The organism is Flavimobilis marinus (assembly GCF_900113055.1).
In the GTDB taxonomy this organism is placed as follows: domain Bacteria; phylum Actinomycetota; class Actinomycetes; order Actinomycetales; family Cellulomonadaceae; genus Flavimobilis; species Flavimobilis marinus.
In genome coordinates, this window is sequence record NZ_FONZ01000004.1 from 133,274 (window position 1) to 158,487 (window position 25,214).

The following is a 25,214-nucleotide window of genomic DNA, read 5'->3' on the forward strand; positions in this document are numbered from 1 at the left end:
TCAGAGGAAGGCGCGCGCCTCGTCGAGGAAGCGCTGCGCGTACGTCGCGGCCGGGATGTCCCCGAGGTAGTAGACCTTGCGCTCGCGTCGCGTGGTGGCCAGCGGGTCGCTCCCGAGCATCTGGTCGAGCACGTCACCGAAGCCCTGCAGGCGTCCCTTGTGCCCGTCCACGACGTACGCCGCCTCGGCGATCGGGAACTCCGCGGCGAACGTCGCGGCCGGGCGTGACACCGCGACCATCGCGAAGGGCTTCTCGGAGAACAGGTAGTCGGGCACGACGCTCGAGACGTCCGCGATCATCGCGTCGGAGGCGTTGAAGCAGTCCACCACGCTCATCTCGCGCTCCGCTCGGGTCCCGAAGAGGTGGTCGCGGCCCGTCGTCTCACGGTCGCGTGCGAGCAGCGCGATGATCTCGTCGCACGCCGCCGCGTAGCGGGCGTGCTTGCGCGCGTACGGGTGCGGACGGAACACCACGCGTGCGCCCCGGTCCAGCAACGTCTGCACCATCGCGACACCGGTGCCGAGCGAGCAGTAGTTGGAGTCTGCGTAGAAGCCGGCCCACGTCGGCGCGTACAGCACGGTGGGCGCGCCGACCGTGCTGATCGGTGCGGTCGCGACGGCGACGTGCTCGACCTGGGGGCGCCCGACGATCGCGAACATCTCCTGCGGCATCGACACGCCGTGCGTCGCGAACCGGTCGATCGCCGCCTGCCCGGCGACGAAGTTCTTGTCGTACATCCGGAACACGGGGTTGAAGCTGGGGGCCTTGTCGCTGTCGCCGTGGTTGAGCTGGATGTGCGTCATCTGGGTGTACCGGACGTAGTGGCAGTTCTTCGTCGCGGTGTTGACGTAGAAGGCGACCTTCATGGACGGCGTCACGACGCTGTCGAGGTCGGTCAGGCCCTTGCGAAGCACCACCGGTGCGTCCGTCAGCCGCACGACCTCGTCGAAGTTGGCGCTCGAGCGCACCAGGACGACGAACCGCTCGCCCAGGCGCTCGAGGTACGGCAGCCACATCGCGACCTGGTAGGCCGTGCCCGCGGGAGCGTCCCAGTGCAGCACGAAGCGGGGACCGTGCTCGCTCAGGGCGCGGTGCAGCCCTGCCTCCACCCGCTGACGGTCGCGCACCCGCAGCACGAGGGCGATGCCCGCGACGACCGTGACGGCCAGGGTGAGCGCGCCGGCTGCCAGGAGGACGGAGTCGGCGCGCCGCTCGGCGAGCGCCGCCGCAGCGGCGAGCGCGAGCACGAGCGTGTTCGCGACGAAACTCGTGCCCGGGCTGACCCAGGTCGGCCGGCGGTGCGCGAGTCCGGGCAGCCGGGACACGACCGGGAAGTCCGACGCCGACAGCGCCCGCAGGGGAGACTCGGCCAGGAGGGCGACGGCCAGCAGGATCAGCGCGAGCCGCGCCGTGGTGTCTTCCGGCGCGACCAGCGCGACACCCGCGAGGACGACGGCGCGCGCCAGCACGAACATGCCGGCCGGCTCTGCGGCAGCCCAGAAGCGCGTGACACCGGGATACGTGAACGCGACGAGCAGGAGCAGACCGACCGGCCAGGCGGCCATCGCGACGCCCGGGTGGCCGAACGCGAGGCCCAGCGTGCCGGACAGGGCCAGCACGTTGAGCACGTAGCTGTGCCCGCTGACGCCGCGGAACAACGTGGCGGCTCGTGCGAGTCGCGCACCGCTCATCGCAGGCGCTCCTGGACCGCGCGCACGACGCGCCGCGCGACCGGCTGGAGGCGGCGCGGCACCTTGGTCAGCGTGGTGCGGGCAGCGGCGGGCGCGGTCTGCAGCTTGTGCATCTCCTTGCGCAGCCGGGTGACCTCCTTCTCGAGGACCGCGATCTGCTTGACCAGGCCGGCACCCGTCGGCGAGGGCTTCTCGTCTAGGAACGGCCGCTCGAACGCGTACTCCGGCCGCATGCTGTCGCCCGCGTGACCCTGGCGGAGCCAGCGCAGACGTGACATGACCTGCTCGCGCCCGACCTCGCCGTCAGCCATGAGCGTGTGCACGGGGCCGGGGAACTTGGCCTTCGCCAGCGCGCGGTCGTACTCGGGGTTCTCGTTGCCGGGCTGGAAGACGTGGGGCAGGTCGTTCTCCTCGAGGAAGCTGACGAAGCGCGCGAACGTCTCCGGCTGGCGCTTGCCGAACTCGTCGAAGTCCGCCTCCTCGTAGAGCGTCGCGGCGTCGACGTCGGGCGGCAGGTCGGAGTACAGGCGCCACGGGATGCCGTGGTACTCGGACATCTCTGCGGTGCGCGAGTCGTGCGCGAGGACCACCGACGGGGTCCCGGCCAGGACTCCCGCGACGTTGCCGTGGATGCGGGTGCCGAAGCAGAAGTCCTGCTCGGCCATGAACTCGACCCAGGTGCGCTGGTCGACGAAGAACCGCATGCGGTCCTCGCGGTAGAGCGGGTGGTCCGTGTGGATCGGCATGTTCTTGTCCGGGACCCGCGCAGGGTTCTCGCCCCACAGCATGAGCGCGAGCCGCGAGTGCTGCTGGGGGACGACGACGCTGTTCGCGTACTTCCCGGTGTTGGCCATGACGAGCTTGGACACGCCCTTGACCTTCGGGGTGTAGTTGATCGCGAGGCGCGAGGACGCCTCCAGGCGGTCGACCTTCTTCACCAGCGGGCCGAGCTGGCCGTTGCCGAACATCGACGGGCAGCCGATGACGCGCACGTGCTCGTCGCCGAAGCCCATGTGGCGCAGCATCTTCGCGGTGTACTCCCCGCGCACGCCGATCGACGCCGAGCGGTCGAGCACGGCGCGCGTGAACCGGGTGACGACCCTGACGTACTCGTCGGGCAGGGTGTCGAAGTCCGTGCCGTAGGGCAGCTGGGCGCCGATCCCGATCACCGTGACCGGGATCTTGAGGTTCTCGATCACCCATGCCTGGCGCTCGAGGTGGGCGAGGAAGGTGTCCCGGTAGGAGTTGGCCATCGGCAGCACGAAGCCGTCGAACTCCTCGTTGATCCGTGCCACGTAGTCGCGGTTCACGGCGGGGCGCTCGGTGACGTACGAGTTGGGCACGAGCTCCGTGCCGGGCACGGAGAGCACCCGGTCCACCGCCGAGTAGAAGAGGATGTTGCCCGAGTTGGACCCGAACACGCCCAGCTGCGACGCGGCGAGGGACTGCTCGTGGGACAGGACGGTCAACGGGCTCTTGCCCGAGCGGATCAGAAGACGGGGCATAGCGGGCTCCGGGTTTCTCGCAGGGCGTGCACGGGACAGGAGGTCAGCGGGGCTGCGTCGCAGGGCTGTCGGGGTTGCCGTCGCCGGCGGCGCTCGGCGCGCTGTCGGACTCGCGACGTACGTCCACGACCAGCCCGGTGACGTCCGACGTGATCACGTCGATGGACGTCATCGCGACGGCTTCGGCAGAGAGCAGCGTACCGGGCGGTTCCTCGCCGAACGCCTGCGTGCGCATGGGCGTCGCGGTGCGCTCGGGGTTGACCACGTTGACCTTGATCCCCTGAGCGGCCCACTCCTCCGACAACGCCTGGGTCAGGTTCACCACGGCGGACTTGGTCGAGGAGTACAGCGCGTAGTTCTCCCGCCCTCGGGTGTACGACGACGACGTGAAGAACAGCAGGTGGCCGCCCGACTCCTTGAGGTGAGGGTAGGCAGCCTTCGCGACGTGCACGGGGGCGAGGTAGTTCACGGCGACGGTCTCGGCGATCTCCTCGGCTGAGGTGTCTGCCAGGCGCCCCATCCGCAGGACGCCCGCGGTCAGCACGACGGCGTCGATGTGCCCGTAGGTGTCCGCCGCGTCCTGCAGGGCGGCGGCGATCTGGTCCGGGTCCTGGACGTGCAGCCCGGTCGTGGAGCGACCGTGCGCGACGACGTTCGCGCCGGCGGCTCGGGCGATCTGCGCGATCTCGGCGCCGATCCCGTACGAGCCGCCGAGGACGATGATCGTCTGACCCGCGAGAGCAGCCAGCCGTTCGGCCTGGTTGGCGTGCGTCGGCGCGGTGCGCGAGGCCAGCTGGAACAGCTTGTCGGCGATGAAGAGGTCGACGGGGTGGGTGACCTTCATGTTCTGCTCGGACCCGGCGACGGTCTTGATGGGGACCTCGGGCAGGTACTTGAGCACCACGCCGCAGTCGTCCGTCGCGGCGAAGTACGGGTCGTCCAGCGCCTTGTCGTACGCGGCGCGCAGCACGCTCAGCCGGAACGCCTGCGGCGTCTGCCCGCGGCGGAGCAGCGAGCGGTCGGGGATCGAGGTGATGATCTCGTCCGGGCCGACCGCCACGATCGTGTCGGCCGAGGGGATCACCACGTCGACGGCACCGTAGCTGTCCAGCGCGCGCACGCAGTCCGCGATGATCCGGTGGTCCACGAGTGGGCGGACGGCGTCGTGCAGGACGATCTTGCAGTCGTCGGCGCCGAGCGCGTCCAGCACCTTGCGCGTGGTCTCGTTCCGGGTCGCCCCGCCCTCGAGGATGCGGGTGAGCTTGTCGTACCGGTTGCCGAGCAGGGTCGCGGTCTGCTCCGACCAGCCCGGCGTGATCATGACGATCAGCTCGTCGATGTCCGTGGCGTCGTTCATGGTCGCGACGGTGTGCTCGAGGATCGTCTTTCCGGCGATCTTCACCATCTGCTTGGGGACGCTGAGGCCGAGCCGAGCGCCCACACCCCCCGCGAGCACTACTCCAACGGTTCGCACCTACGACCATCCTCCTCGGGTTCCACGACGCGCGGCGTGAACGCACGATGCCATCGGACTATCCTACCTAGGTGATTGCGACCCAGGCACGGCCCCGCACCGCAGGCTTGTACGCTGGCGGTCCGCCTTCTTCCTCCCGCTGGCGGCGGCCAGGAGCCCACCGCGACAGGAGTCTCACCACGTGTCACTGACCCCAGCGCGGACGGGTGACGCGTTTGCGACCGACGCCGAGGTGCTCGCCGAGTCGGCGCGCGCGGCGCGCGAGCTCGGGCTGCACCAGATGGGCGTGCGGCCCACGCTGCGCACCTACATCGTGGAGACGTGGCGACGGCGGCAGTTCGTGCACTCGCTGGCGATCTCCAAGGCGTACGCCGAGAACCAGAACAACTACCTCGGCCAGCTCTGGGCGGTCCTGAACCCCGCGCTCAACGCGATCGTCTACGTCATCATCTTCGGGTTCATCCTGAAGGCGGACCGCGGCCTCGAGAACACGGTCGCGTTCATCGTCGTCGGGACCTTCATCTACCGATTTTTCTCCGACTCGGTGACGGCCGGGGCGAAGTCGATCACGGGCAACCTGAACCTGGTCCGCTCGCTGCACTTCCCGCGCGCCGTCCTGCCGCTGTCGGCGGTGCTCTCGCTGCTCGCGAGCCTGCTGCCGGCGCTCGCGGTGATGCTCGCCTTCATCGTGGCGAGCGGCTACTTCCCGAACTCCGAGCCCGTGCCCATCACCGCCCGATGGCTCCTCCTGGTGCCGGCGGTCGGAGTCACCTACGTGTTCAGCACGGGGATCGCCTTCATGACCGCGCGGGCCGTCGCGAACGTCCCGGACCTGATGAACACCATCCCGTTCATCACGCGGATGCTGATGTACGCCTCGGGCGTGCTCTTCCCGATCGGCCACTACGTCTCGAACCCCGTGCTCACGGGAATCCTCGACTACCAGCCGGTCGCGGTCGTCCTCAACCTCGCGCGGCAGGCGGTGACGGACGAGCCGAACATCCCGCTGGACCCGGTGATGTGGGCCGTCGGTGCGGGGTGGGCCATCCTGGCGCTCGTGATCGGGTTCGTGGTGTTCTGGCGGGCAGAGGCGAGGTACGGACGTGAGTGACACCGAGTTCAGCGCGGAGGAGATCGACTTCGAGGTCGACGCCGAGGACCTCCCGGACGCACCGGCCTCTCAGACGCCGCTCGGAGCACCGTCCGTCATCGTCGACGACCTGCACGTGTCGTACCGGGTCTTCGGTTCGCGCGGGCGGCCCGCGCGGGGCGCAGCCCAGCCCAGCCGCGTGCAGCGGCTCATCACCAAGGCGCGCGGGATGGACCCGACCGCCGGCGTGACCGAGGTCAAGGCTGTGCGCGGCGTCTCCTTCGTCGCCCGCCACGGCGAGTCGATCGGCATCGTCGGGACCAACGGGTCCGGCAAGTCGACCCTGCTGCGTGCGCTCGCCGGCCTGATCCCGCCCGCGGCGGGCACCGTCTACGTGTCCGGGACGCCGTCGCTGCTCGGGGTCAACGCGGTGCTGATGAAGCAGCTCACGGGCGAGCGCAACATCATGATCGGCGGCCTCGCGCTCGGCCTGTCCGTCAAGGAGGTGACGGAGCGCTTCGACGAGATCGTGGACTTCGCGGGGATCGGTGACTTCGTGTACCTGCCCATGAAGGCGTACTCGGCGGGCATGTCCGCGCGGCTGCGGTTCGCGATCTCGACCGCGGCGACGCCGGACATCCTGATGATCGACGAGGCGCTCGCGACGGGGGACGCCGCGTTCCGCCAGAAGAGCCGCGAGCGGATCGACGAGATCCGTCAGCAGGCGGGCACGATCTTCCTGGTCAGCCACTCGTTGGCGTCCGTGAAGGCGATGTGCAACCGCGTGATCTGGCTCGACAAGGGGCAGATCCGCATGGACGGCGACGTCGAGACCGTGGCGCGGGCCTACCGGCGCTTCACCCGCAGCGGCGGCGCCGACGACTGACCGGTTCGCCCGTCCGGCGGGGCCGGACGGGCGCGAGCCGCTCAGCGCACGGCAGTCACCGACGCGACCCAGGCCGCCGGCAGACCGAGCCGCGAGCGGAGCACGTCGGCCTTGGCGGTGACCGACGCCTTGACGCCGGTCCCCGACGTCGCCGTGAGCGTCTTCATCTGACCGCTCGAGTAGGTCGCGGTCACGGCGATCGAGACGACGGAGTCGAGACCGAAGATTTCCTTGGCCCGTGCCTGGGAGAGGCCGCGGGTCCAGGTCCGCATGGTGTTCCCCGGGGCCCGGAGGCTGTACCCGTCGTCGACGCTCTTGAGGTGCGTCTGGGCGCTCGCCCAGACGTCCTCGCTGTTGGCCGTGCGGCCGCCGCTCGACGAGTAGTAGTAGGTGGTCACAGGCTTGCCGTCGGCACCGACGAGCAGCTGGCCACGAGCGCTGGACGACTCCGTGGCGTCCACGGCGGCGCGCCAGATCTTGCCGTACTGCTCGTTCGTGCCCTCGCCCGCCTTGACCCAGCCGGTGTAGTTCTGGTCGCGGACGTCGTCGACGAGGTCGCAGTTGCAGGCGGCCTTCCGGTCGGCGCCGATCCGGTCGATCGCGTAGCTGCGTCCCGTGATCGCCTGCGCCTGGAGCGCGGCGGCACCGCCGTTGGAGCCCCAGGAGGAGGGCATCTCCGCGAGGCCGTAGAGGTAGTGCGTGAGGCTGAGCTCCTCGACCACGTTGAGCTTGCCGCCGATGTTGGTCGCGACGAGCTCGCCGTAGCGGTAGGAGGCGCCCATGCGGGAGGAGAGCGACGCCGTGCTGCCCTGGAAGGTGAGCCGGAATCCCGTGCCGCGGACGATCGGGTCCTCGTCCTTGCCGTCCCGCCGCACCGTGGCCTGGACCTTCGACCCCGTCTGCTTCAGCTGGACCGTGTCCTTGGCCGTCCCGGTGCGCAGGGCCTTGCCGTCGGCGTCGCGGAGCGTCCACGCGTCTGAGGCCGAGAACCGCGTCGCGCTCGCCGTGTCCGCGTAGCCGCCGAACTTGTAGGGCTCGGGTCCGAAGACCTGGACGGCGACGGTCGACGGAGTCGCGCGCTCCACGACGGACGTGCCGGAGTAGTAGTGCTGCAGGATCTGCGCCGCGCTCTTGCCCTCGCGCGCCATCTGGAACGCGCCGAACTGGCTCATGCCCACTCCGTGCCCGTAGCCGGAGCCGGTCACGGTGAACGAGGCCGGGATGGCGTTCGGGTCAGCCGTGACCCGCACGGTGATCGTCTTGGAGGCGACCTTGCCGTTCGTCGTGACCAGCCGGTACTGCGTCGTCGAGCTCGGCTTGAGGGAGACCTTGGCACGCCCGTCGACGATGCGCACGGTCTTGGCCGTCTTCCAGGTCTTGCCGCGGAGCTTCTGCAGGCGCAGGGCGCCCTTCGAAGGGAGCTTTCCCAGCTTCATGTACTTGACCGAGATGGGCGTGGCCCACCGACCCTTGACGACCGAACGCTCCGTCGAGCTCAGCTTGACGTAGTAGTTGTCGACCTTGACGGTCTTGGTTGCCGTGGCCGAGCCTCGCGCGATCCGGTACTTCGTGGCCGACGACGGCTTCACGCGGATCTTGACGACGCCGTTCACGACCCGCTCGCGGCGGATGGTCTTCCAGGTGCCGCGGACGAGCTTCTCGAACCGCACCGCGCCGGTCATCCGCTTGCCGTTCTGGAACCACTTGCCGGTGAGCGTCCCCCAGTAGCCCTTGAGCACGGTGGACGTGCCGCCGAGGCGGAGGTCGGTGCCACGCTTCGCGGCGACGAGGCCGCTCGCGGCGGGCGAGGCGGTCGGCTGAGCGGCCAGCACGGCGGTGGCGGTCGAGCCGGTCGGGGCGGCGCTCGCAGGCGCGGCGACCAGGCCTCCCAGGACGAGCGTGAGGACGGTGAACAGGCTGAGGAGGCGACGGTGACGCATGAGGACTAGTCTGCCTCCCCGATGCCCTGGGTGTAACCCCCCTCGGCGAAACGTCCCCCAGGTCACATGTGCCCCACCGAGGATGGTGCTGCGAGAGTGCCAGCGCTCAGCCGGTCAGCGGTCTGCGGGCCAGGGGACGGACGCTCCGTTGGCGTGTCAGGCACCCGCGCTAGCCTGGACGGGCCGTCGCTCGCGCCGGCCCCACCCGCACGTCGATGCCGCCGGAACCGGCGGTCACAGGAGCGCAGATGTCTACGTTCGACGAGGTCCCCGGCCGCTACAAGGTCCGTTCGCTCGCGCTGGCCGAGGCCGGCCGGCACCAGATCCGGCTGGCGGAGCACGAGATGCCGGGCCTCATGGCCCTGCGCGCGGAGTACGGTGCGAGCCAGCCCCTCGCTGGCGCGCGCATCGCTGGTTCCCTGCACATGACCGTGCAGACCGCCGTCCTGATCGAGACGCTCGTGGCGCTCGGTGCCGAGGTCCGCTGGGCGTCGTGCAACATCTTCTCCACCCAGGACGAGGCAGCCGCTGCCGTCGCGGTCGGCCCGCACGGCACGCCCGACGCGCCCGCCGGGGTGCCGGTGTTCGCCTGGAAGGGCGAGTCGCTCCCCGAGTACTGGGACTGCACCGAGCAGATCATGCTGTGGCCGGGTCACGACGGCCCCAACATGATCCTCGACGACGGCGGCGACGCCACGATGCTCGTCCACCTGGGCGTGGAGCACGAGGCCACGGGCGAGGTCCCGGCGGACACCGAGCACGGGGACCCGGACCATGCGGAGGAGATGAACGTGGTGCGCGGCGTGCTCCGGCGTGCGCTCGCGTCGGACCCGCAGCGCTGGACCCGGATGGCACCGGGCATCCTCGGCGTCACCGAGGAGACCACGACCGGCGTGCACCGCCTCTACCACCTGGCCGCCGCCGGCGAGCTGCTGTTCCCCGCGATCAACGTCAACGACTCGGTGACGAAGTCGAAGTTCGACAACAAGTACGGCATCCGCCACTCGCTGCCCGACGGCATCAACCGCGCCACCGACGTCCTCATCGGCGGCAAGGTCGCGTTCATCGCCGGGTACGGCGACGTGGGCAAGGGGGCGGCCGAGGCCATGCGCGGCCAGGGTGCCCGCGTCGTCGTCTCCGAGGTCGACCCGATCTGCGCGCTGCAGGCCGCGATGGACGGCTACCAGGTCGCCCGGATCGAGGACGTCCTGTCCGAGGCCGACTTCTTCATCACCACCACCGGCAACCTCGGAGTCATCACGGCCGAGCACATGGCGGGGATGAAGGACAAGGCGATCGTCGGGAACATCGGCCACTTCGACAACGAGATCGACATGGCCGGTCTCGCACGGATCCCCGGCATCACGCGCACGGAGATCAAGCCGCAGGTGCACGAGTGGACCTTCCCCGCGGTCGGCGACCAGCCGGAGCGCTCCATCATCGTGCTCTCCGAGGGTCGACTGCTCAACCTCGGCAACGCCACCGGCCACCCGTCGTTCGTCATGAGCAACTCGTTCGCCAACCAGGTGATCGGCCAGGTCGAGATCTTCACCAAGGTCGGGACCGCCCAGGCGTACGCCACCGACGTGCACCGACTGCCCAAGGTCCTCGACGAGAAGGTCGCGCGCCTGCACCTCGACGCCCTCGGGGTGCGGCTCACCCGCCTCAGCCCGACGCAGGCGGCGTACATCGACGTTCCGGTCGACGGCCCGTACAAGCCGGAGCACTACCGGTACTGAGCCTCGGCTGCCGAGCCTCGGCTGGTGGGCCTTAGCGCGGCGGGTCCTGGATCGCGTAGGGCAGGCGGTGCAGGGTCGCCGCGCGGGCGCGCTCGTCGGTGCGCTCGCGCTGCGTGCGGGCCCACTCCCGGTCCCGCCGGGCCGCCAGGACCGCCATGATGAAGCTCTCCGGCGGCGTGCCCGGGGGCGGCCCCGGGGCGACGTACTGCTCGATCCGGCCGGCGAGGTCGGTCCCGAGGCGGGCGCGCGAGCCCTGCTCGAGCTTCGCCGCCCGGGCCAGGAACTGCCGCGCGGCGAGAGCGAGCCCGTCGGGCAGCCGGCGCATGTCGGCGTGGGCGGCCCACCCGGCGAGCGGAGGCGGCATGACGATCGGCGCGGAGAAGACCGAGGCACCTCGGGTGCGGATCACGTAGGTGCCAGCGAGCATGTCGCCCAGGCGCTTGCCGCGGTCGTTGGCGAGCGAGGCGAACAGTGCCACGGCGCCACCGGTGAGCCACAGCTCGCCGACCCCGACCATGGAGCGGATGAACGCGTGCCGGAAGCGGACGGGACCGCCGTCGTCGCGCACCACCCGGATCCCGGCCGCCCACTTGCCCAGCGACTTGCCCCGCGTGAGCGTCTCGACGAAGGCGGGCCACGCGACCGTGACGGCCACGAGCGCGACGATCGTCACGACCGGCCGCTCGGTGAAGAGGGTGAGCTCCCAGCCCAGCCAGACGGCGGCGAGGCCGACGAGGAACAGCACGACGAGGTCGAGCGCGATCCCGAGCATCCGGGAGGCGAACGACGCCGGACGCAGGTCGAGCACCACGCCTTCACCCGTGACGATGCCGTCGCGCACGCGGGCCTCCTTCGTGGTCGTGCCAGGGTCTACCTGTGGCAGGGTAGCGCTCGTGGACCTCGACGTATTCACCGACACCCACGAGGCCGAGTGGGCACGGCTCGACGCCCTCGTGCGCCGGCGCTCGCTCAGCGGCGCCGAGGCCGACGAGCTGATCCGCCTCTACCAGGCCGTGGCCACGCACCTGTCGACCGTGCGGTCGGCGGCGCCCGACCCCGCGCTCGTCTCGCGGCTGTCCCTGCTCCTGACCCGTGCCCGCGCGCGCGCCACCGGCAGCCACGACCCTTCGTGGCGCGACGTGAAGCGGTTCGCGCTCGTCGTCGTCCCCGCGGCGCTGTACCGGGTGCGGTGGTGGACGCACGCCGTCACCGCCGCCTGCGTGCTCGTCGCCGCCGTGGTGGCCGTGAACTTGGTGCTCGACCCGGACCTCGTCGGCACCTTCTGGTCCCCGCTCGAGCAGGAGCAGTACGTCAACCGGGCGTTCGAGGAGTACTACGAGCCCGGGGTGGGCTTCGGGGTGCAGGTGTGGACCAACAACGCATGGATCGCCGCGCAGTGCGTGGCGTTCGGCATCACCGGCGCGTGGCCGGTCTACGTGCTGGTGCAGAACGCCGTCAACGTGGGGGCGGTGGCGGGCCTGATGGCCGTGCACGACCGACTCGACGTCTTCTTCGCGCTGATCCTGCCGCACGGGCTGCTCGAGCTCACGGCGATCTTCGTCGCCGGCGGCGCCGGTCTCAAGCTCTTCTGGACGGTGATCGACCCGGGCAACCGGCCGCGCATGCGCGCGGTGGCGGAGGAGGGGCGTGCCCTGATGTCGGTCGCGCTCGGCCTCGTCGCGGTGCTGGGCCTGTCGGGCCTGATCGAGGGGTTCATCACCGGGTCGGACCTGGCGTGGTGGCTCAAGATCGCGATCGGCGTCGTGGCGCTCGCGGCGTTCTGGACCTGGGTGACCGTGTTCGGGCGTCGCGCGGTCGCGGACGGCGAGACCGGCGACCTCACCGAGGACGACGCCGGGGCAGCGGTGCCGCTCGCGGTCTGAGGCGCCGCGGCGGGCCGGTCAGGTCAGGACGATCGCGAGCGCGGGGAGCACGAACGTCGCGACGAGGCTCAGAGCCACGATGATCGCCACCCGGCGGGTGTGTCGCTCACGGGCCTGGGGGTCTCCGACGTATCTGCGCATGGTCTCCAGTGTGCCAGCCGCGGAAGGACCACCACGCCAGGGTCGCAAGCGCGTCAGAGCCGTCCGGCGGCCTTGAGGGCGAGGTACGTGTCGGCGAGGCGCGGCGCGATCGCGTCGGGTGCCGCGTGCACGACCTCCATGCCCCGCTGGCGCAGCAGCGCGGCCACGGCCGTGCGCTCGAGCTCGGCGCGCTCGGCGGCGGCCGCGTCGAACAGTGCCCGCGAGTCCCCGCGATCGGTACGCAGCGTCTCGCTCACCGGGTCCGCGACGGACGCCAGCACGACCTGGTGCGTGCGCGTGAGCTGTGCGGCCACGGGCAGGAGGCCGGTCTCGACGACGCCCGGGTCGGACGTCGTGAGCAGCACCACGAGCGCGCGCTGGGAGAGGCGCTCGTGCACGGCGGCGACGACGCCGGGCCAGTCGGTCTCGACGAGCGCCGGGTCGAGGGGGGCCATCGCGTCGGCGAGGGCCGGCATGAGCCGTGGCCCGCCCGCGCCCGCCACGCGGGCCCGCACGGTGCGGTCGAACGCGATCATCTCGACGCGGTCGCCTGCCCGGGACGCGAGGGCGGCGAGCAGCAGGGCGGCGTCGATCGAGGCGTCGAGGCGGGGCTCGTCGCCGATCCGCGCCGCCGAGGTGCGCGAGGTGTCCAGGACGATCATCACGCGCCGGTCGCGCTCGGGGCGCCAGGTGCGGACGACGACGTCGGCCCGGCGCGCGGTGGCGCGCCAGTCGATCGAGCGCACGTCGTCGCCGATCACGTACTCGCGCAGCGAGTCGAACTCCGTGCCCTCGCCACGGATTTGCACGGCGGCCGCGCCGTCGATCTCCCGCAGCCGCGCGAGGCGCGAGGGCAGGTGGCGGCGGGACGCGAAGGCGGGCAGCACCCGCAGCCGTGCGGGGACGTCCAGGGTGGCCTGCCGGCCCGCGAGCCCCAGCGGGCCGAGGGTCCGGACGGTGATGCCCGCAGCGACCCGGTCACCGCGCCGGGCGGGACGCAGCGCGGTCGTCAGGCGCCGGGCCTCGCCGGGCGGGAGCTGGAGCGGGTGCACAGGCTCGACCGCACCGGCCGACGGCGGCCAGGCGTCGCGCAGCACCCCGCGCAGGCGGCGGCGCCCCAGGTTGGTCGCGGTCACGGTGCAGGACGTCGCCTCGCCCAGGCGCACCGAGTGCGGCACGTCGCGGCTGAGCCCGACCTGCCGGGGCGAGGCGGCCCGCAGCGCGTCGATCACGCACACCACGAGGACGAGTCCCAGCCAGGCGACGACCGTCCACGCGGACGGGCGCCAGAGCGCCGGGACCACGCCGAGCGCCGTGAGGCCCACAGCGCGCCCGGTGAGGATCATCGCGGCACCGGCACGCTCGCCAGCACCGTGGCGAGGACGGACTCCGTCGTGACGCCCTCGAGCTCGGCCTCGGCGCGCAGCTGCACGCGGTGGCGCAGGGTGGCGGGTGCGAGCGCCTTGACGTCGTCGGGGGTCACGAAGTCCCGGCCCGACAGCCACGCCCACGCCCGGGCGGTCGCGAGGAGGGCGGTCGCGCCGCGGGGGGAGACGCCGAGGGACAGTGACGGGGAGAACCGCGTGGCCCGGCACACGTCGACCACGTAGCCCAGGACCTCCGGGGCCACCTGGACGCGGGCGACCGCCTCGCGCGCAGCGTCGAGGACCTCCTGTCCGGCGACCGGCCGGACGCCGGCGGCCGCGAGGTCGCGCGGGCTGAAGCCGGTCGCGTGGCGGTGCAGGATCTCGACCTCCTGCGCGCGCTCGGGCAGCGGGAGCACGACCTTGAGCAGGAACCGGTCGAGCTGTGCCTCGGGCAGCGGATAGGTGCCCTCGTACTCGACGGGGTTCTGGGTCGCGATGACCATGAACGGCGTCGGCAGCGGGCGCGGGGTGCCGTCGACGCTGACCTGGCGCTCCTCCATGGCCTCGAGCAAGGAGGCCTGGGTCTTGGGCGGGGTGCGGTTGATCTCGTCGGCGAGCATCAGGTTGGTGAAGACCGGGCCGGGACGGAACGAGAACTCGGCGCTGCGGGCGTCGTAGACGAGCGAGCCGGTCACGTCGCCGGGCATGAGGTCCGGCGTGAACTGCACGCGGGTCGTCTCGAGCTCGAGCGCGGCGGCGAGCGTGCGCACCAGGAGCGTCTTCGCCACGCCGGGCACGCCCTCGAGCAGCACGTGGCCGCGGCACAGCAGGGCTATTAGGAGCGACGTGACGGCGGCGTCCTGCCCGACGACGGCCTTGGCGACCTCGGTCCGGACCGCCTCGAGTGCCTCGCGCACCGGGTCGGGGCCGGCTCCGGCGGCGGGGGCGGCGGGCGCGGGCGGTGCGCTCGGCACGGGGCCGGGCGCGGGCGGCGGGACGGGGGAGTACGGCTGGTCGGTCACGGGCGGTAAACCTCACTCTCGAGCTGGTCCAGCTGTGCGGTCAGGGTGAGCAGCTGCTGGTCGTCCTGGGGCGGTGGGCCGTAGAGCAGCCCGGAGACGTCGGGGGCCGGGCGACCGGTGGCGCGGGCGACCGCCTCCACGAGGGCGCCGGGCTGGGCGGCGCGGGTGACCCCGAGGCGACCGGCCATGCGTTCGGCGGCGCCGGCACGCAGGGCGGCGCCGGCGTGCCCGTGGGCGCGCCCGCGGCGGTACAGGCGCCCGCGTCCCCGCGTGGCCTCGGCGGCGGGCACGACGACCGGCAGGTCCTCGGCGACCACCGGGCCCAGGCGGCGCCCGCGCCACCACGCGGCCATCACCACGGTGAGCAGGGCGGCGAGCCCGACCGCGCCGGAGGCGGGTGGCAGCAGGCTCAGCACGCCGCCGCGTGGGGCGGGCTCGCCCGGGGTGGCGGTGACCTCGGGGACGGGCAGGTACCAGACGGCGTCCGGGTGCTTGCCCAGGGCGCGCAGCGCGAGGGCGGCGTTGCCGCCGGACGTGATGGCGCCGTTGGTGGTGAACGTCGCGTCGTCGACGATCACCACCCGGACCCCGTCGGCGCGCTCGTGCACGGCGTAGGCGCCTGCGGCCTGGTCGCCGGTGAACGGGAAGCAGACGTCCGGCGCGCGCAGGCCCTCGCCGGAGGAGGTCAGCGAGCCGGCGGCGGTGGCGTCCGGGTCGGTGCACACAGCGGCGCGCGCCACGCCCACGGTCGGCTCGAGGCCGGCGGGCTCGACGGCGCCGTCGGTCGCGCGCTCGAGGAGCGCGGCGTCCGGGGCGAGCAGGACGAGGTCCGCGCCGGTGCCGAGCACCGTGTCGACCGCGCCGGGCGTGAGCCCGTCCGAGGACGCGACCACGAGCGTGGTGCCAGGTCCGGCGTGGTCCGCGACCTCCGTGGCCGAGCGCACGTAGCGGATGTCGACTCCCTGGTCGCCGAGCACGTGTGCGAGCGCGCGCGTGCCGGAGGGGCCGGGGTTGTCGGGCGCGAGCGGCGTGGACGACGTGCGCCCCTGCAGCAGCGGGATGCCGACGGCGGTCAGCAGCACGACGAGCGCGATGAGCACGGGCAGGCGCGCCCCGGTCCAGCGTCGCGAGGCGCGGCTGCGCGCCGTGGTGCCGTCGCCGACGACCTGCGCGCTCACGCGAGCACCGCCGGGCGCTCGTCCGCGAGCGTCGCGTCGAGCGCCGCCATGCGCTCGTAGTCGCCGAGGCTGCCGGGGCGGTCGCCGTAGCAGACCTCGTCGAACACCCGTCCGGCGTCGTGCAGGGCCGGGGCGTGCGCGGGGAAGCGCGGCTCGGCCTCGTGCGCGGCCTCGGCTGCGGTGCGCCCCGGGCGCTCGTCGAGCAGCGCGCGCTCCTCGAGCGATCGGACCAGCGCACGGAACGCGTCGAGCACGGCGGTCGCGTGGTCCTGCGAGCGCGCGGCGGCGGCCGCACGCTCGCGCCACTCCTGGGCGGACAGGGTGGTCTCGCCCAGCACGGCCTCGGCCGTGCGGGCCCGCCGAGCGCGCCGGAGCGGCCCGGCGACGACGAGGGCGATCGCCACCACGACGGCGACGACGAGCGCCCCGATCAGCGTGAGCCAGCCGATGCCGAGGTCGACGCTTCCGCTGCCGCTGAAGAGCTCGGAGATCCATCGCAGGATCCGGGGGATCAGGCCCTCGGTCTCCTGGTAGGCGCTGTCGGCGAGCTCGTCGGTGAGCCAGCGCCGGGCGGTCTCGGCGTCGGGGTCGACCGGGATCTCGAGGCCCAGCACCGCGGCTAGCCCGCCGACGGCCGGGCTGCCGCAGCCGCGAGCTCGACGTCGAGCCCTTCGCGCCGCATCCGGACGTCGATGTAGATCAGGGCGAGGACGCTCCCGGAGAACGCCGCGGTGATCGTGTAGGAGATCACGAAGCCCACCATGACCAGGACGCTGGCGAGCACCTGGGTCTCCATCGCGACCCCGACGATGCCGCCGATGAACGCGAACGGGGTCACGAGGATCGACGCGACGATCTGGACGATGATCTGCATGACGACGTAGACGCCGAGGATCCGCCAGAAGGCGCCACGGGTGAGCCGCCACCCGCGGACGATGGCCTTGCCGAGGGTCAGGCGCTCGAGCACGAGGACCGGGGCGATCAGCAAGGTGCGGACGCTGAACCAGACGACCACGACGATGCCCACGCCCGAGGCGACGATGATCGCCCCCAGGACGTCGGCGAGACTGGTGCCCAACGCGATCGCGAGACCGACGGCAGCGGCGACGACGAGCACGATGAGCGCGGTGACGCCCGCCGACACGAGCACGGCGAGAGCGATCAGCCGGAGCAGTTGGTTCTTGACCTGATCCCAGACCTCGCGGACGCTCACCTTCTCGCCGAGCACGGCGCGGCTGACGGCGAAGATGAGCAGACCGCTCACGGCAGGGAGCGCCACCGACAGCAGGAGCGCGCCGACGGTGGGGCCGAGGTCGACCGTCGCCGAGCCGGTGGCCAGCAGGACCTCCTCCGCCTCGGTCCCCAGGAGCCAGTCGGTCATGGGCAGGGCACCCGAGATGACGACGGCGAGCACGGCGGCGATCGAGGTGATGACGGCCGTGAGGCCGAGCATGACGCGTGGATTCGCGCGCAGCGCGCCGAAAGCGCCGTCGAGGAACTCGCCCAGGCGCAGCGGCCGCAGCGGGATGATTCCTGGCTTGGTCGGTAGTCCCGCCCCGGGGCCACCCCACGGCGAGGGCGCGCCCTGCGGCGCGCCGTACTGCGGTTGGCCGTACTGAGCGCCGCCGTACTGCGGCTGGCCGTACTGGGTGCCGCCGTAGCCCTGGCCGTATGTCGGCTGGCCGTACGCGGGCTGGCCGGCCGGTGGCTGCGGAGCGCCGGGTGGCGGAACCGTGCCGTCGGGGGGCGGGACCGGCGCGTAGTGCCCGTAGCGGGGCGCGGGTGTGGTCGGGCCCCAGCCCTCGTTCTCCGGCGTGCTCATCAGTTCCTCCCCCGGGGGCCGGCGCTCGCCGGCGTGACGCGTCAGGCGACATCGTGCCACGGATGGGCTCGCCCTGGCCCGGCCGCTCCGCCCAGGTGGCAGACTTCAGGCATGAAGGAACGTGTGCTCGTCGTCGACGACGACATGGCCCTGGCCGAGATGATCGGGATCGTGCTGCGCGGAGAGGGCTTCGAGCCGTCGTTCTGCGCGGACGGGGACGGGGCGCTCGGTGCGTTCCGCGAGCACAAGCCCGACCTCGTGCTGCTCGACCTCATGCTCCCGGGCAAGGACGGCAACGAGGTGTGCCGCCAGATCCGCGGGGAGTCCGGGGTGCCGATCATCATGCTCACGGCCAAGTCCGACACGGTCGACGTCGTCGTCGGCCTCGAGTCGGGTGCGGACGACTACATCTCCAAGCCGTTCAAGCCCAAGGAGCTCGTGGCGCGCATCCGTGCACGCCTGCGCCGCACGACAGACCCCGCACCGGAGCGGCTCGCGATCGGCGACCTCGAGATCGACGTCACCGGCCACCGCGTCACCCGCGACGGTCAGCCGATCCTCCTCACGCCCCTCGAGTTCGACCTGCTCGTCGCGCTCGCGCGCAAGCCGTGGCAGGTGTTCAGCCGCGAGGTGCTGCTCGAGAAGGTCTGGGGCTACCGGCACGCCGCCGACACGCGCCTGGTGAACGTCCACGTGCAGCGGCTGCGTTCGAAGATCGAGCACGACCCCGAGCGACCGGAGATCGTCGTCACCGTCCGCGGTGTCGGGTACAAGGCTGGCGCCAGCGCCTCGTGAACGCACGCGCTCGACGCACGCTCGACCGCCTGCGCAGGTTCCCGCGCCGCACGCAGGTGCTCGTGGCACGCCTGGCGCGACGGTGGCGGTCGTCGATGCAGGCCCAGGTCATCACGACGACCCTGGTCGTGGGCACGATCACGATGATCGCGCTCGGCGGCTACCTCACCACCTCGATCCGCGACGGGCTGTTCCGCGAGCGTCTCGACCAGATCCTCCTGGAGAGCGCACGGTCGACCTCCGAGGCGCAGGGCAACTTCGACGCCGCGACCGCGAGCACGGCCACCCAGGTCCAGCAGCTGCTCAACGACATGCTGCCCAAGCTCAGCACCGGTGGCGCTGCGCAGCGCGAGGCGTTCCTGTGGCGGCCCGAGGACTCCACGTCGCCCGTCGCGGTGATCGACCTGAACACCGCACCGTCGCTCGCCGAGGTGATCACGCCGGAGATGCGCGCCCGGACCGTCGCCGCCCGGGACCAGCTGTGGCAGTCCGTCAGCGTCGACCAGGCGGACGGCACGGTCGTCCCGGGCATCGTCGTCGGATCGCTCGTCGAGGTGCCTCTGGCCGGTCCGTTCGAGCTCTACTACCTCTACACGCTCGAGCAGGAGCAGCGCACGCTCGCGTTCATCCAGCGGATCCTGCTCGGGGGGGCGTTCACGCTCGTCGGTCTGATCCTCGCGATCACCTGGCTCGTGACCCGGCAGGCCGTGCACCCCGTGCGCCAGGCCGCCGTGGTCGCCGCGCGGCTCGCGGACGGCCACCTCGACGAGCGCATGGTCGTGCGCGGCCAGGACGAGATGGCGACCCTCGCGGCGTCGTTCAACGAGATGGCCGCGAGCCTCCAGGACCAGATCGAGCAGATGGAGAGCCTGTCCACCCTGCAGCGGCGCTTCGTGTCGGACGTCTCGCACGAGCTGCGGACCCCGCTGACCACCATCCGCATGGCGGCGGAGGTGATCCACGCCTCGAGCGACGAGTTCGAGCCAGCGATCCGGCGCTCGGCGGAGCTGCTGGCGCTCCAGCTCGACCGGTTCGAGGACCTGCTGGCGGACCTGCTCGAGATCTCCCGCTTCGACGCCGGAGCCGCGACGCTCGAGGCGGAGCGGCGTGACATGCGGGACGTCGCGGACCGGGCGCTGGACCAGGCGATGGTGCTTGCGCAGACCAAGGGCGTGTGGATCACGGCGTCGTACCCCGAGGAGCCCGCGGTCGCCGACCTCGACCCGCGCCGGGTGGAGCGGATCCTGCGCAACCTGCTGGTCAACGCCGTCGAGCACGCCGAGGACGGACCGGTGGAGATCACCGTCGGGGCGAGCGCGCACTCGGTGGCCGTGACGGTCCGCGACTACGGGGTCGGGATGTCGCGCGAGGCCACGGCCCACGTGTTCGACCGGTTCTGGCGCGCCGACCCGGCGCGCGCGCGGACGTCCGGCGGCACGGGGCTCGGCCTCGCGATCTCGCTCGAGGACGCGCACCTGCACGGGGGTTGGCTCGAGGCCTGGGGGAGCCCCGGCACGGGTGCCTGCTTCCGCCTCACGGTGCCGCGCCGAGCGGGGATCGTGCTCGAGAGCTCGCCCCTCCCGCTCGAGCCGGAGCGCACGTACTCTGGCCCTGCGGTGAGCACCGGATCGATCCCCGTCGTCCGGGTCGCCGATCACGGTCCCGCCGCGGTCCCGACCATGGACGACGAGTCCCACTCGATCCTCGTCGCCCACGACCGTCCGCAGGAGGGAACCCGATGACCGTGCTCCCGCGTCGCGGCGCCTGCACCGCGCTGGCCGCCGTCCTGGTCCTCGGGGGCTGTGCCTCCATCCCCGTGCGCGGGCCGGTGACCGTCGGCGACGTCGAGGTGCAGGAGTCGAGCGAGCTCTTCCTCCAGGTGTACGGCCCCGGGGAGGACGCGACGCCCGAGCAGGTGGTCCGCGGCTTCCTGTCCGCGCAGGCCGCGGGCGTGAGCGAGGGCTTCGAGACGGCGCGCCTGTTCTTGGCCGAGCCGGCGCGTCAGACCTGGGACCCGACCACCCAGACGGTCGTGTACGCCGGGGACCTCCCGCTGACGCCCGGCGCTGACCCGGTGGACCCGGAGGACCCCGCGACCGACCCGTCGGACGTGCCGGCCGACGACGACGCCGGATCGGGCGACGCCACGTCCGGCGAGGATGGCACGGCCGAGTCCTCAGCCACCGCGACACCGCCCCCCGACGAGGGCGCGGACGGCACCGTCACGCTCGTCAGCACCGTGCAGGTGAGCGCGACGATCGACGACGGCGGCCGCTACACGGAGGCGGCGGCGGGCGCGACCCGGGACGTCACGTACTCGCTCGTCACGGACGGTGCGGGGCAGTGGCGCATCTCCGTCGTGCCGGACGGCGTCGTCGTCTCGCAGCCCAACTTCGCCTCCGTCTACCGCCCCACGCCGCTGTACTTCGTGACGCCCGACCGCGCGTACCTCGTCCCGGACCTGCGGTGGTTCCCGCGGCGCAACACCGCGACCTACGCGACCCAGGCGCTGCTCGAGGGGCCGTCGCCGTGGCTGCGGGACGCCGTCGTGACGGGCGTCCCCGTCGGGACGACCCTGACCGTCGGCGCCGTGTCGGTGGACACCAGCGGCTCCGCGGTCGTCGACCTCACGGCCGGGGCGCTCAGCGCGTCCGACGAGCAGCGAGCGCTCCTCGAGGCCCAGGTCGAGGCCACCCTGCTGCGGGTCCCGGGCGTCAGCGCGGTGGAGGTCCGGGTGTCCGGGAACCCGCTGAGCGTTGCGACGCCGGTGAACCCCGTGCGCGACCCCGGTCCCGTGGGACTGCCCCGAGCGGTCCGGGAGGGCTCGGTCGTGACCGTCGACGGCCGCGAGATCACCCCGGTGACGGGCCTCGCCCCGTTGACCGAGGAGCCGACGGCGCTCGCGGTCTCGCCCGTCGACGCGAGCGTGACCGTCCGGCTGGGCACCCAGGCGTTGGCGCTGCTGCCCACGAACGGCACCGGACCGGTCCCGTTCCTGCAGGGGCGCGACGTCCTGGCACCCTCCGTGGACGCGGACGGATGGGTGTGGTCCGGGTCCGCCGACGCCGGGCTGCGGCTCGCGCGCTACGACGGGACGGAGATTGCGCTCGCCGCCGACTGGCTCGCGGAGCAGGAGCTGGCCGCGGTCCGGGTCTCGCGCGACGGCGCCCGCGTCGCGCTCATCTCTCGGAACGCGGAGGGCGTCCAGATCGACGTCGCCGGGGTCGTGCGTGACGAGACCGGTGCCCCGCGGCAGCTGACCGAACCGATCGCCGTGGGCGCGCGCCTGGTCTCGGCGACGGACCTGGCGTGGGTGGACGAGTCGACGCTCGCCGTGCTGGGCAGCGCCGCGCAGGACACCGCCCTCGCGGTGCACACCGTCAGCGTCGGCGGGCAGTCCGAGGGCGTAGCGGCGGTCGAGGGCGTCGCGTCGATCGCCGCGGGCCGAGGGAGCCGCTCGATCTACGTCGTCACCGGTGCCGGAGAGCTCTTCACCCGGAGCGCGACCGGCACGAACTGGTCGTTGATCTCCACCGACGTGGACCTCTTCGCCTTCCCGGGCTGACGGGCCGGGGCGGGCGGGTCGTGCGGGCCGGGCTGGGCCCGTACCGCCCTCCCCAGGGCGGCGACGAGCGCCTCCGCGTCCCCAGCGCGGCCCGGGGCGAGCCCGGTCGGTGGCCGGCGGGAAGGCTGGCGCCGTGATCGGAGCACATGCGACTGCACGTCCGCCCGGACCGCTGCGCGCGGGGTTGGCGGAGCTGGGTCGGCTCGTGGTCCCGGTGCGCTGCGCGGGGTGCGACGAGCCCGACGTCGCCCTGTGCCCCGCGTGCCGCCGGGAGTTCGCCGCGCCGCGCCGCGTCGAGCACGACGCCCCGCGCCTGGACCGGATGGACGGACGGATCCTGCCCGTGTGGGCGTGTGCGGCGTACGACGGGCCGGTGCGCGACGTCGTCGTCGGCTGGAAGGACCGCGGCCGGGCGGATCTCAGCCCGTTCCTCGAGGGCGTCGCGCACCGAGCGGGGCGAGCAGTCGGGTCGGCGCTCGCCCACGCCCTGGGCGTCGGCGGACCCGTGCTCGTCGTGCCGGTCCCGTCGTCGGCCGCGACCGTGCGCGCCCGGGGTAGCGACCTGGTGCGCACGCTCGCGGGTGCGGTGACGGGCGGGCTCGGACGGCGCGGGCTCGAGCCGGTCCTCGCGCCCCTCCTGCGCCAGGGCGGCCGCGTGCGCGACCAGGTCGGGCTCGCCTCGCGGGCGCGCGCGGTCAACCGAGCCGGTGCCGTGCAGGTGCGGCAGGCCGCGGCGGGTCCGGTGCTGCTCGTCGACGACGTCGTGACGACCGGGGCGACGCTCGCCGCGGCTCAGGCTGCGCTCGAGCGCGCCGGAGCGCTGGTGCTCGGTGGGCTCGTGCTCGCCGCGACACCGGCGCCCGGTGCGCCTTGAGCGCCGCGCCAGGGACGTTCGGGCTGCCCTCCGGGACCAGAAGGGGGATAGTGTGACGACGAGCCAAGACATCGGCGTCGAGGGCAGGTCCTGTCGGACCAGCACGAGCAAGCCCTCGACGACCGGTCGTCCGAGAGGGAGGTGGTAGGTCTCCGAGGCCCCGCGCGGGCCCCACCCCCAGACAGCACCGGGCGGCGATCGTCGCCCCGACCCCCTTGTGGAGGCTCAAGATGGAGATTGCCATTGTCGGACGGAACACGGACGTTCCCGAGAGGTTCCGACGCCATGTCGAAGACAAGCTCGCCAAGGTCCCCCAGCTCGCGCCGACGGCGCAGCGGATCGACGTCGAGGTCGCGCACGAGCCGAACCCGCGCATGTCCGACGTGCGGGAGCGCGTCGAGCTGACCGTGCGGGACAAGGGCCCCGTGATCCGTGCCGAGGCCTCGGCCGACGACAGCTTCGCGGCCCTGGACCTGGCGACCACGAAGCTCCTCGAGCGTCTTCGCCGGGCACGCGACCGCCGCAAGGACCACCGCAACAACATCCCGATCCCCCCGGTCGACGTGCGCCCGTACGAGGCGCCCGCCGAGGAGCCTGCGGAGCCCACCGGCCCGCTCGCGCCCGGGGAGGTCTCCGAGACCACGCTGGGCGACTCGCCCGTCGTGATCCGGCAGAAGGTCCACGCGGCCACCCCCATGTCGATCGACGACGCGCTGTACGAGATGGAGATGGTCGGCCACGACTTCTTCCTCTTCATCAACGCCGAGACGTCTCGTCCGTCCGTCGTCTACCGCCGTCGCGGCTGGAGCTATGGCGTGATCGAGCTCGACGCCAACGGCACCTGACCGCGTCCGCACCGTCGACCCGTGGGCGCTCCGACCGGGGCGCCCACGGGCGTGTCAGGGCCAGGTGGTGGGATGGGCGCATGAGCCTGCGCACCGACACGCTGTCACTGGCCGAGGCGCGCCGGGTCGCCCTTGCGGCGCAGGGCCTGCACCGACCGTCCCCGGACGGGTCGGGCACGGCGCCGACCCTGCGCACCTTCGAGCGCGTCGTCGCGACCACGGGGCTGCTGCAGATCGACTCGGTGAACGTGCTGGCGCGTGCCCACCTCATGCCCGTGTACTCGCGGGTCGGGCCGTACGCGACGTCCCTGCTGGACCGGGCAGCCGGGAGCCCGCCGCGCCGGCTGGTCGAGGCCTGGGCGCACGAGGCCTCGTTCGTGCCGCCGTCCACCTACCCGCTGCTCGAGTGGCGCCGGCGGCGCTACCGCACGCAGGCGTGGGGACGGATCGCGAGCGCCGAGGCCACGCACCCGGGGGTCGTCGCCGAGGTCCGTCGCGTGATCACTGAGCGCGGCGAGACGACCGCGAGCCAGATGCACGAGATCCTGGCGCACCCTCGGGGCCCTCGCGACGCGTGGGGATGGAACTGGACGGCGGCGAAGCTCGCGCTCGAGTTCCTGTTCTTCACCGGTGAGATCAGCGCGGCGCGGCGCAACGCGGCCTTCGAGCGCTGCTACGACCTCACCGAGCGGGTGCTGCCGCCCGCGGTACGGGACGCTCCCGCCGTCGACGACGCCTCGGCGGTGCGTGCGCTGCTCGCGATCGGCGCACGGGCACACGGGGTGGGCACCGCGCGGTGCTTCGCGGACTACTTCCGGCTTCGGGGTCCCGCCGTCACCCAGGCGATGCGCGAGCTGGTCGACGCGGGTGAGGTGCGTCCGGTGCAGGTCGCCGGCTGGTCGCGGCCCACCTTCCTGCACCGGGACGCGGTGCTTCCGCGCGCGGCCCGTGCGGTGACGCTCCTGAGCCCGTTCGACCCGCTCGTGTTCGAGCGGCGACGCCTGGCCGAGCTCTTCGGCTTCCACTACCGCATCGAGATCTACACCCCCGCGGCGCGCCGGCTCCACGGCTACTACGTCCTGCCGCTGCTCGTCGGGGATCGGCTGGTGGCTCGCCTCGACCTGAAGGCCGACCGAACGCGGGGAGCGTTGCGCGTGCTGAACGCGTTCTCGGAGCCTTCGTCCGCGGACGCACCGACCACGGCCGCGCTGGGACCCGTCGTCGAGAGCGCCCGCGCGGAGCTGGCGCGCATGGCGGGCTGGCTCGGTCTAGGCGAGGTCGAGGTCGCCGACGACGGGCGAGGGGACCTCCTGAGCCGGCTCGGGGCGCACGCCGTGTCGTCGCCGAGGTGATCTGCCATACGATGACTTCGTATGTCCTCCGGACGGCTGGCGTC

Annotated in this window: 21 protein-coding genes; 10 read left to right on the forward strand and 11 right to left on the reverse strand. The window is 72.6% G+C overall.

Translation table 11 applies throughout. The annotated features are described in order from the left end of the window. The 3 genes from BMZ30_RS11605 to BMZ30_RS11615 are packed head-to-tail and all read right to left on the reverse strand — an operon-like array spanning position 1 to position 4,671. Positions 1 to 1,692 carry a CDP-glycerol glycerophosphotransferase family protein gene (locus tag BMZ30_RS11605; RefSeq protein WP_093378954.1) on the reverse strand — a complete coding sequence of 564 codons (1,692 nt, stop codon included), beginning with the start codon at positions 1,690 to 1,692 and terminating at the stop codon, positions 1 to 3. Then, on the reverse strand, positions 1,689 to 3,197 hold the full coding sequence (locus BMZ30_RS11610; RefSeq protein ID WP_093378957.1) for a polysaccharide pyruvyl transferase family protein: 1,509 nt from the start codon (positions 3,195 to 3,197) through the stop codon (positions 1,689 to 1,691). Before BMZ30_RS11610 ends, BMZ30_RS11605 begins: the two co-directional genes overlap by 4 nt. 43 nt (positions 3,198 to 3,240) lie before the next feature. Next, positions 3,241 to 4,671 (reverse strand): bifunctional cytidylyltransferase/SDR family oxidoreductase, encoded by a 1,431-nt coding sequence (locus BMZ30_RS11615; protein ID WP_093378960.1) that lies wholly within the window; start codon positions 4,669 to 4,671, stop codon positions 3,241 to 3,243. A gap of 181 nt (positions 4,672 to 4,852) precedes the next feature. Between BMZ30_RS11615 and BMZ30_RS11620 the strand changes: the two genes are divergently transcribed. Continuing rightward, positions 4,853 to 5,782, forward strand: a complete 930-nt coding sequence (locus tag BMZ30_RS11620; protein WP_229828841.1) for an ABC transporter permease — start codon at positions 4,853 to 4,855, stop codon at positions 5,780 to 5,782. Continuing rightward, positions 5,775 to 6,647 carry an ABC transporter ATP-binding protein gene (locus tag BMZ30_RS11625; protein WP_093378963.1) on the forward strand — a complete coding sequence of 291 codons (873 nt, stop codon included), beginning with the start codon at positions 5,775 to 5,777 and terminating at the stop codon, positions 6,645 to 6,647. The genes BMZ30_RS11620 and BMZ30_RS11625 overlap by 8 nt, the downstream gene beginning before the upstream one ends. Positions 6,648 to 6,688: 41 nt before the next feature. Here the strand turns inward: BMZ30_RS11625 and BMZ30_RS11630 are convergent, their stop codons facing one another. Then, positions 6,689 to 8,587, reverse strand: a complete 1,899-nt coding sequence (locus BMZ30_RS11630) for a SpoIID/LytB domain-containing protein (RefSeq protein ID WP_093378966.1) — start codon at positions 8,585 to 8,587, stop codon at positions 6,689 to 6,691. Between the two features lie 248 nt (positions 8,588 to 8,835). Here BMZ30_RS11630 and ahcY point away from each other — a divergent pair, with 248 nt between their 5' ends. Next, entirely contained in the window at positions 8,836 to 10,326 is a 1,491-nt protein-coding gene (gene ahcY / locus BMZ30_RS11635) for an adenosylhomocysteinase (RefSeq protein WP_093378969.1), read from the forward strand. 31 nt (positions 10,327 to 10,357) lie between these two features. On the opposite strand, the gene BMZ30_RS11640 is transcribed toward ahcY, so the two are convergent. Further along, the gene (locus BMZ30_RS11640) at positions 10,358 to 11,167 is read right to left on the reverse strand and encodes an RDD family protein (RefSeq protein ID WP_093378972.1); all 810 of its coding nucleotides are present in this window, start codon (positions 11,165 to 11,167) and stop codon (positions 10,358 to 10,360) included. A gap of 52 nt (positions 11,168 to 11,219) precedes the next feature. Here BMZ30_RS11640 and BMZ30_RS11645 point away from each other — a divergent pair, with 52 nt between their 5' ends. Further along, positions 11,220 to 12,209, forward strand: a complete 990-nt coding sequence (locus tag BMZ30_RS11645; RefSeq protein WP_093378975.1) for a stage II sporulation protein M — start codon at positions 11,220 to 11,222, stop codon at positions 12,207 to 12,209. Between the two features lie 18 nt (positions 12,210 to 12,227). Here the strand turns inward: BMZ30_RS11645 and BMZ30_RS13950 are convergent, their stop codons facing one another. The 6 genes from BMZ30_RS13950 to BMZ30_RS11665 are packed head-to-tail and all read right to left on the reverse strand — an operon-like array spanning position 12,228 to position 17,739. Continuing rightward, a complete protein-coding gene (locus tag BMZ30_RS13950; RefSeq protein ID WP_268248177.1) occupies positions 12,228 to 12,350 on the reverse strand; it encodes a hypothetical protein in 123 nt (40 codons plus the stop codon). 53 nt (positions 12,351 to 12,403) lie between these two features. Continuing rightward, the gene (locus BMZ30_RS11650; protein WP_093378978.1) at positions 12,404 to 13,696 is read right to left on the reverse strand and encodes a DUF58 domain-containing protein; all 1,293 of its coding nucleotides are present in this window, start codon (positions 13,694 to 13,696) and stop codon (positions 12,404 to 12,406) included. Next, a complete protein-coding gene (locus tag BMZ30_RS11655) occupies positions 13,693 to 14,739 on the reverse strand; it encodes an AAA family ATPase (RefSeq protein WP_093378981.1) in 1,047 nt (348 codons plus the stop codon). Before BMZ30_RS11655 ends, BMZ30_RS11650 begins: the two co-directional genes overlap by 4 nt. Beyond that, positions 14,736 to 15,917 (reverse strand): DUF4350 domain-containing protein, encoded by a 1,182-nt coding sequence (locus BMZ30_RS11660; protein WP_143073198.1) that lies wholly within the window; start codon positions 15,915 to 15,917, stop codon positions 14,736 to 14,738. Before BMZ30_RS11660 ends, BMZ30_RS11655 begins: the two co-directional genes overlap by 4 nt. Continuing rightward, entirely contained in the window at positions 15,914 to 16,531 is a 618-nt protein-coding gene (locus BMZ30_RS13610; RefSeq protein WP_143073199.1) for a DUF4129 domain-containing protein, read from the reverse strand. Before BMZ30_RS13610 ends, BMZ30_RS11660 begins: the two co-directional genes overlap by 4 nt. A 5-nt stretch (positions 16,532 to 16,536) precedes the next feature. Beyond that, entirely contained in the window at positions 16,537 to 17,739 is a 1,203-nt protein-coding gene (locus BMZ30_RS11665) for a DUF7847 domain-containing protein (protein ID WP_093378987.1), read from the reverse strand. Positions 17,740 to 17,850: 111 nt separating this feature from the next. Here BMZ30_RS11665 and mtrA point away from each other — a divergent pair, with 111 nt between their 5' ends. The 6 genes from mtrA to BMZ30_RS11695 all read left to right on the forward strand — a co-directional run bounded on the left by mtrA (position 17,851) and on the right by BMZ30_RS11695 (position 25,170). Then, positions 17,851 to 18,534, forward strand: a complete 684-nt coding sequence (gene mtrA / locus BMZ30_RS11670; RefSeq protein ID WP_093378990.1) for an MtrAB system response regulator MtrA — start codon at positions 17,851 to 17,853, stop codon at positions 18,532 to 18,534. Beyond that, a complete protein-coding gene (gene mtrB / locus BMZ30_RS11675; protein WP_229828840.1) occupies positions 18,531 to 20,276 on the forward strand; it encodes an MtrAB system histidine kinase MtrB in 1,746 nt (581 codons plus the stop codon). The genes mtrA and mtrB overlap by 4 nt, the downstream gene beginning before the upstream one ends. Beyond that, a complete protein-coding gene (locus BMZ30_RS11680; RefSeq protein ID WP_093378992.1) occupies positions 20,273 to 22,099 on the forward strand; it encodes an LpqB family beta-propeller domain-containing protein in 1,827 nt (608 codons plus the stop codon). Before mtrB ends, BMZ30_RS11680 begins: the two co-directional genes overlap by 4 nt. Positions 22,100 to 22,232: 133 nt before the next feature. Beyond that, positions 22,233 to 22,973, forward strand: a complete 741-nt coding sequence (locus tag BMZ30_RS11685) for a ComF family protein (protein ID WP_143073200.1) — start codon at positions 22,233 to 22,235, stop codon at positions 22,971 to 22,973. A 230-nt stretch (positions 22,974 to 23,203) separates the two neighbouring features. Then, complete coding sequence (hpf, locus tag BMZ30_RS11690; protein ID WP_093378998.1) at positions 23,204 to 23,818, forward strand: ribosome hibernation-promoting factor, HPF/YfiA family; 615 nt, start codon at positions 23,204 to 23,206, stop codon at positions 23,816 to 23,818. Positions 23,819 to 23,898: 80 nt separating this feature from the next. After that, complete coding sequence (locus BMZ30_RS11695; protein WP_093379001.1) at positions 23,899 to 25,170, forward strand: winged helix-turn-helix domain-containing protein; 1,272 nt, start codon at positions 23,899 to 23,901, stop codon at positions 25,168 to 25,170. Positions 25,171 to 25,214: the final 44 nt, after the last annotated feature.

What these genes read in the sequence shown, in the direction of transcription:
- BMZ30_RS11605 (WP_093378954.1), bottom strand. Translation starts at nt 1,692, where the DNA reads ATGAGCGGTGCGCGACTCGCACGAGCCGCCACGTTGTTCCGCGGCGTC.
- BMZ30_RS11610 (WP_093378957.1), bottom strand. Translation starts at nt 3,197, where the DNA reads ATGCCCCGTCTTCTGATCCGCTCGGGCAAGAGCCCGTTGACCGTCCTG.
- BMZ30_RS11630 (WP_093378966.1), bottom strand. Translation starts at nt 8,587, where the DNA reads ATGCGTCACCGTCGCCTCCTCAGCCTGTTCACCGTCCTCACGCTCGTC.
- ahcY (WP_093378969.1), top strand. Translation starts at nt 8,836, where the DNA reads ATGTCTACGTTCGACGAGGTCCCCGGCCGCTACAAGGTCCGTTCGCTC.
- BMZ30_RS13950 (WP_268248177.1), bottom strand. Translation starts at nt 12,350, where the DNA reads ATGCGCAGATACGTCGGAGACCCCCAGGCCCGTGAGCGACACACCCGC.
- BMZ30_RS11650 (WP_093378978.1), bottom strand. Translation starts at nt 13,696, where the DNA reads ATGATCCTCACCGGGCGCGCTGTGGGCCTCACGGCGCTCGGCGTGGTC.
- BMZ30_RS11665 (WP_093378987.1), bottom strand. Translation starts at nt 17,739, where the DNA reads ATGAGCACGCCGGAGAACGAGGGCTGGGGCCCGACCACACCCGCGCCC.
- mtrA (WP_093378990.1), top strand. Translation starts at nt 17,851, where the DNA reads ATGAAGGAACGTGTGCTCGTCGTCGACGACGACATGGCCCTGGCCGAG.
- BMZ30_RS11680 (WP_093378992.1), top strand. Translation starts at nt 20,273, where the DNA reads ATGACCGTGCTCCCGCGTCGCGGCGCCTGCACCGCGCTGGCCGCCGTC.
- hpf (WP_093378998.1), top strand. Translation starts at nt 23,204, where the DNA reads ATGGAGATTGCCATTGTCGGACGGAACACGGACGTTCCCGAGAGGTTC.
- BMZ30_RS11695 (WP_093379001.1), top strand. Translation starts at nt 23,899, where the DNA reads ATGAGCCTGCGCACCGACACGCTGTCACTGGCCGAGGCGCGCCGGGTC.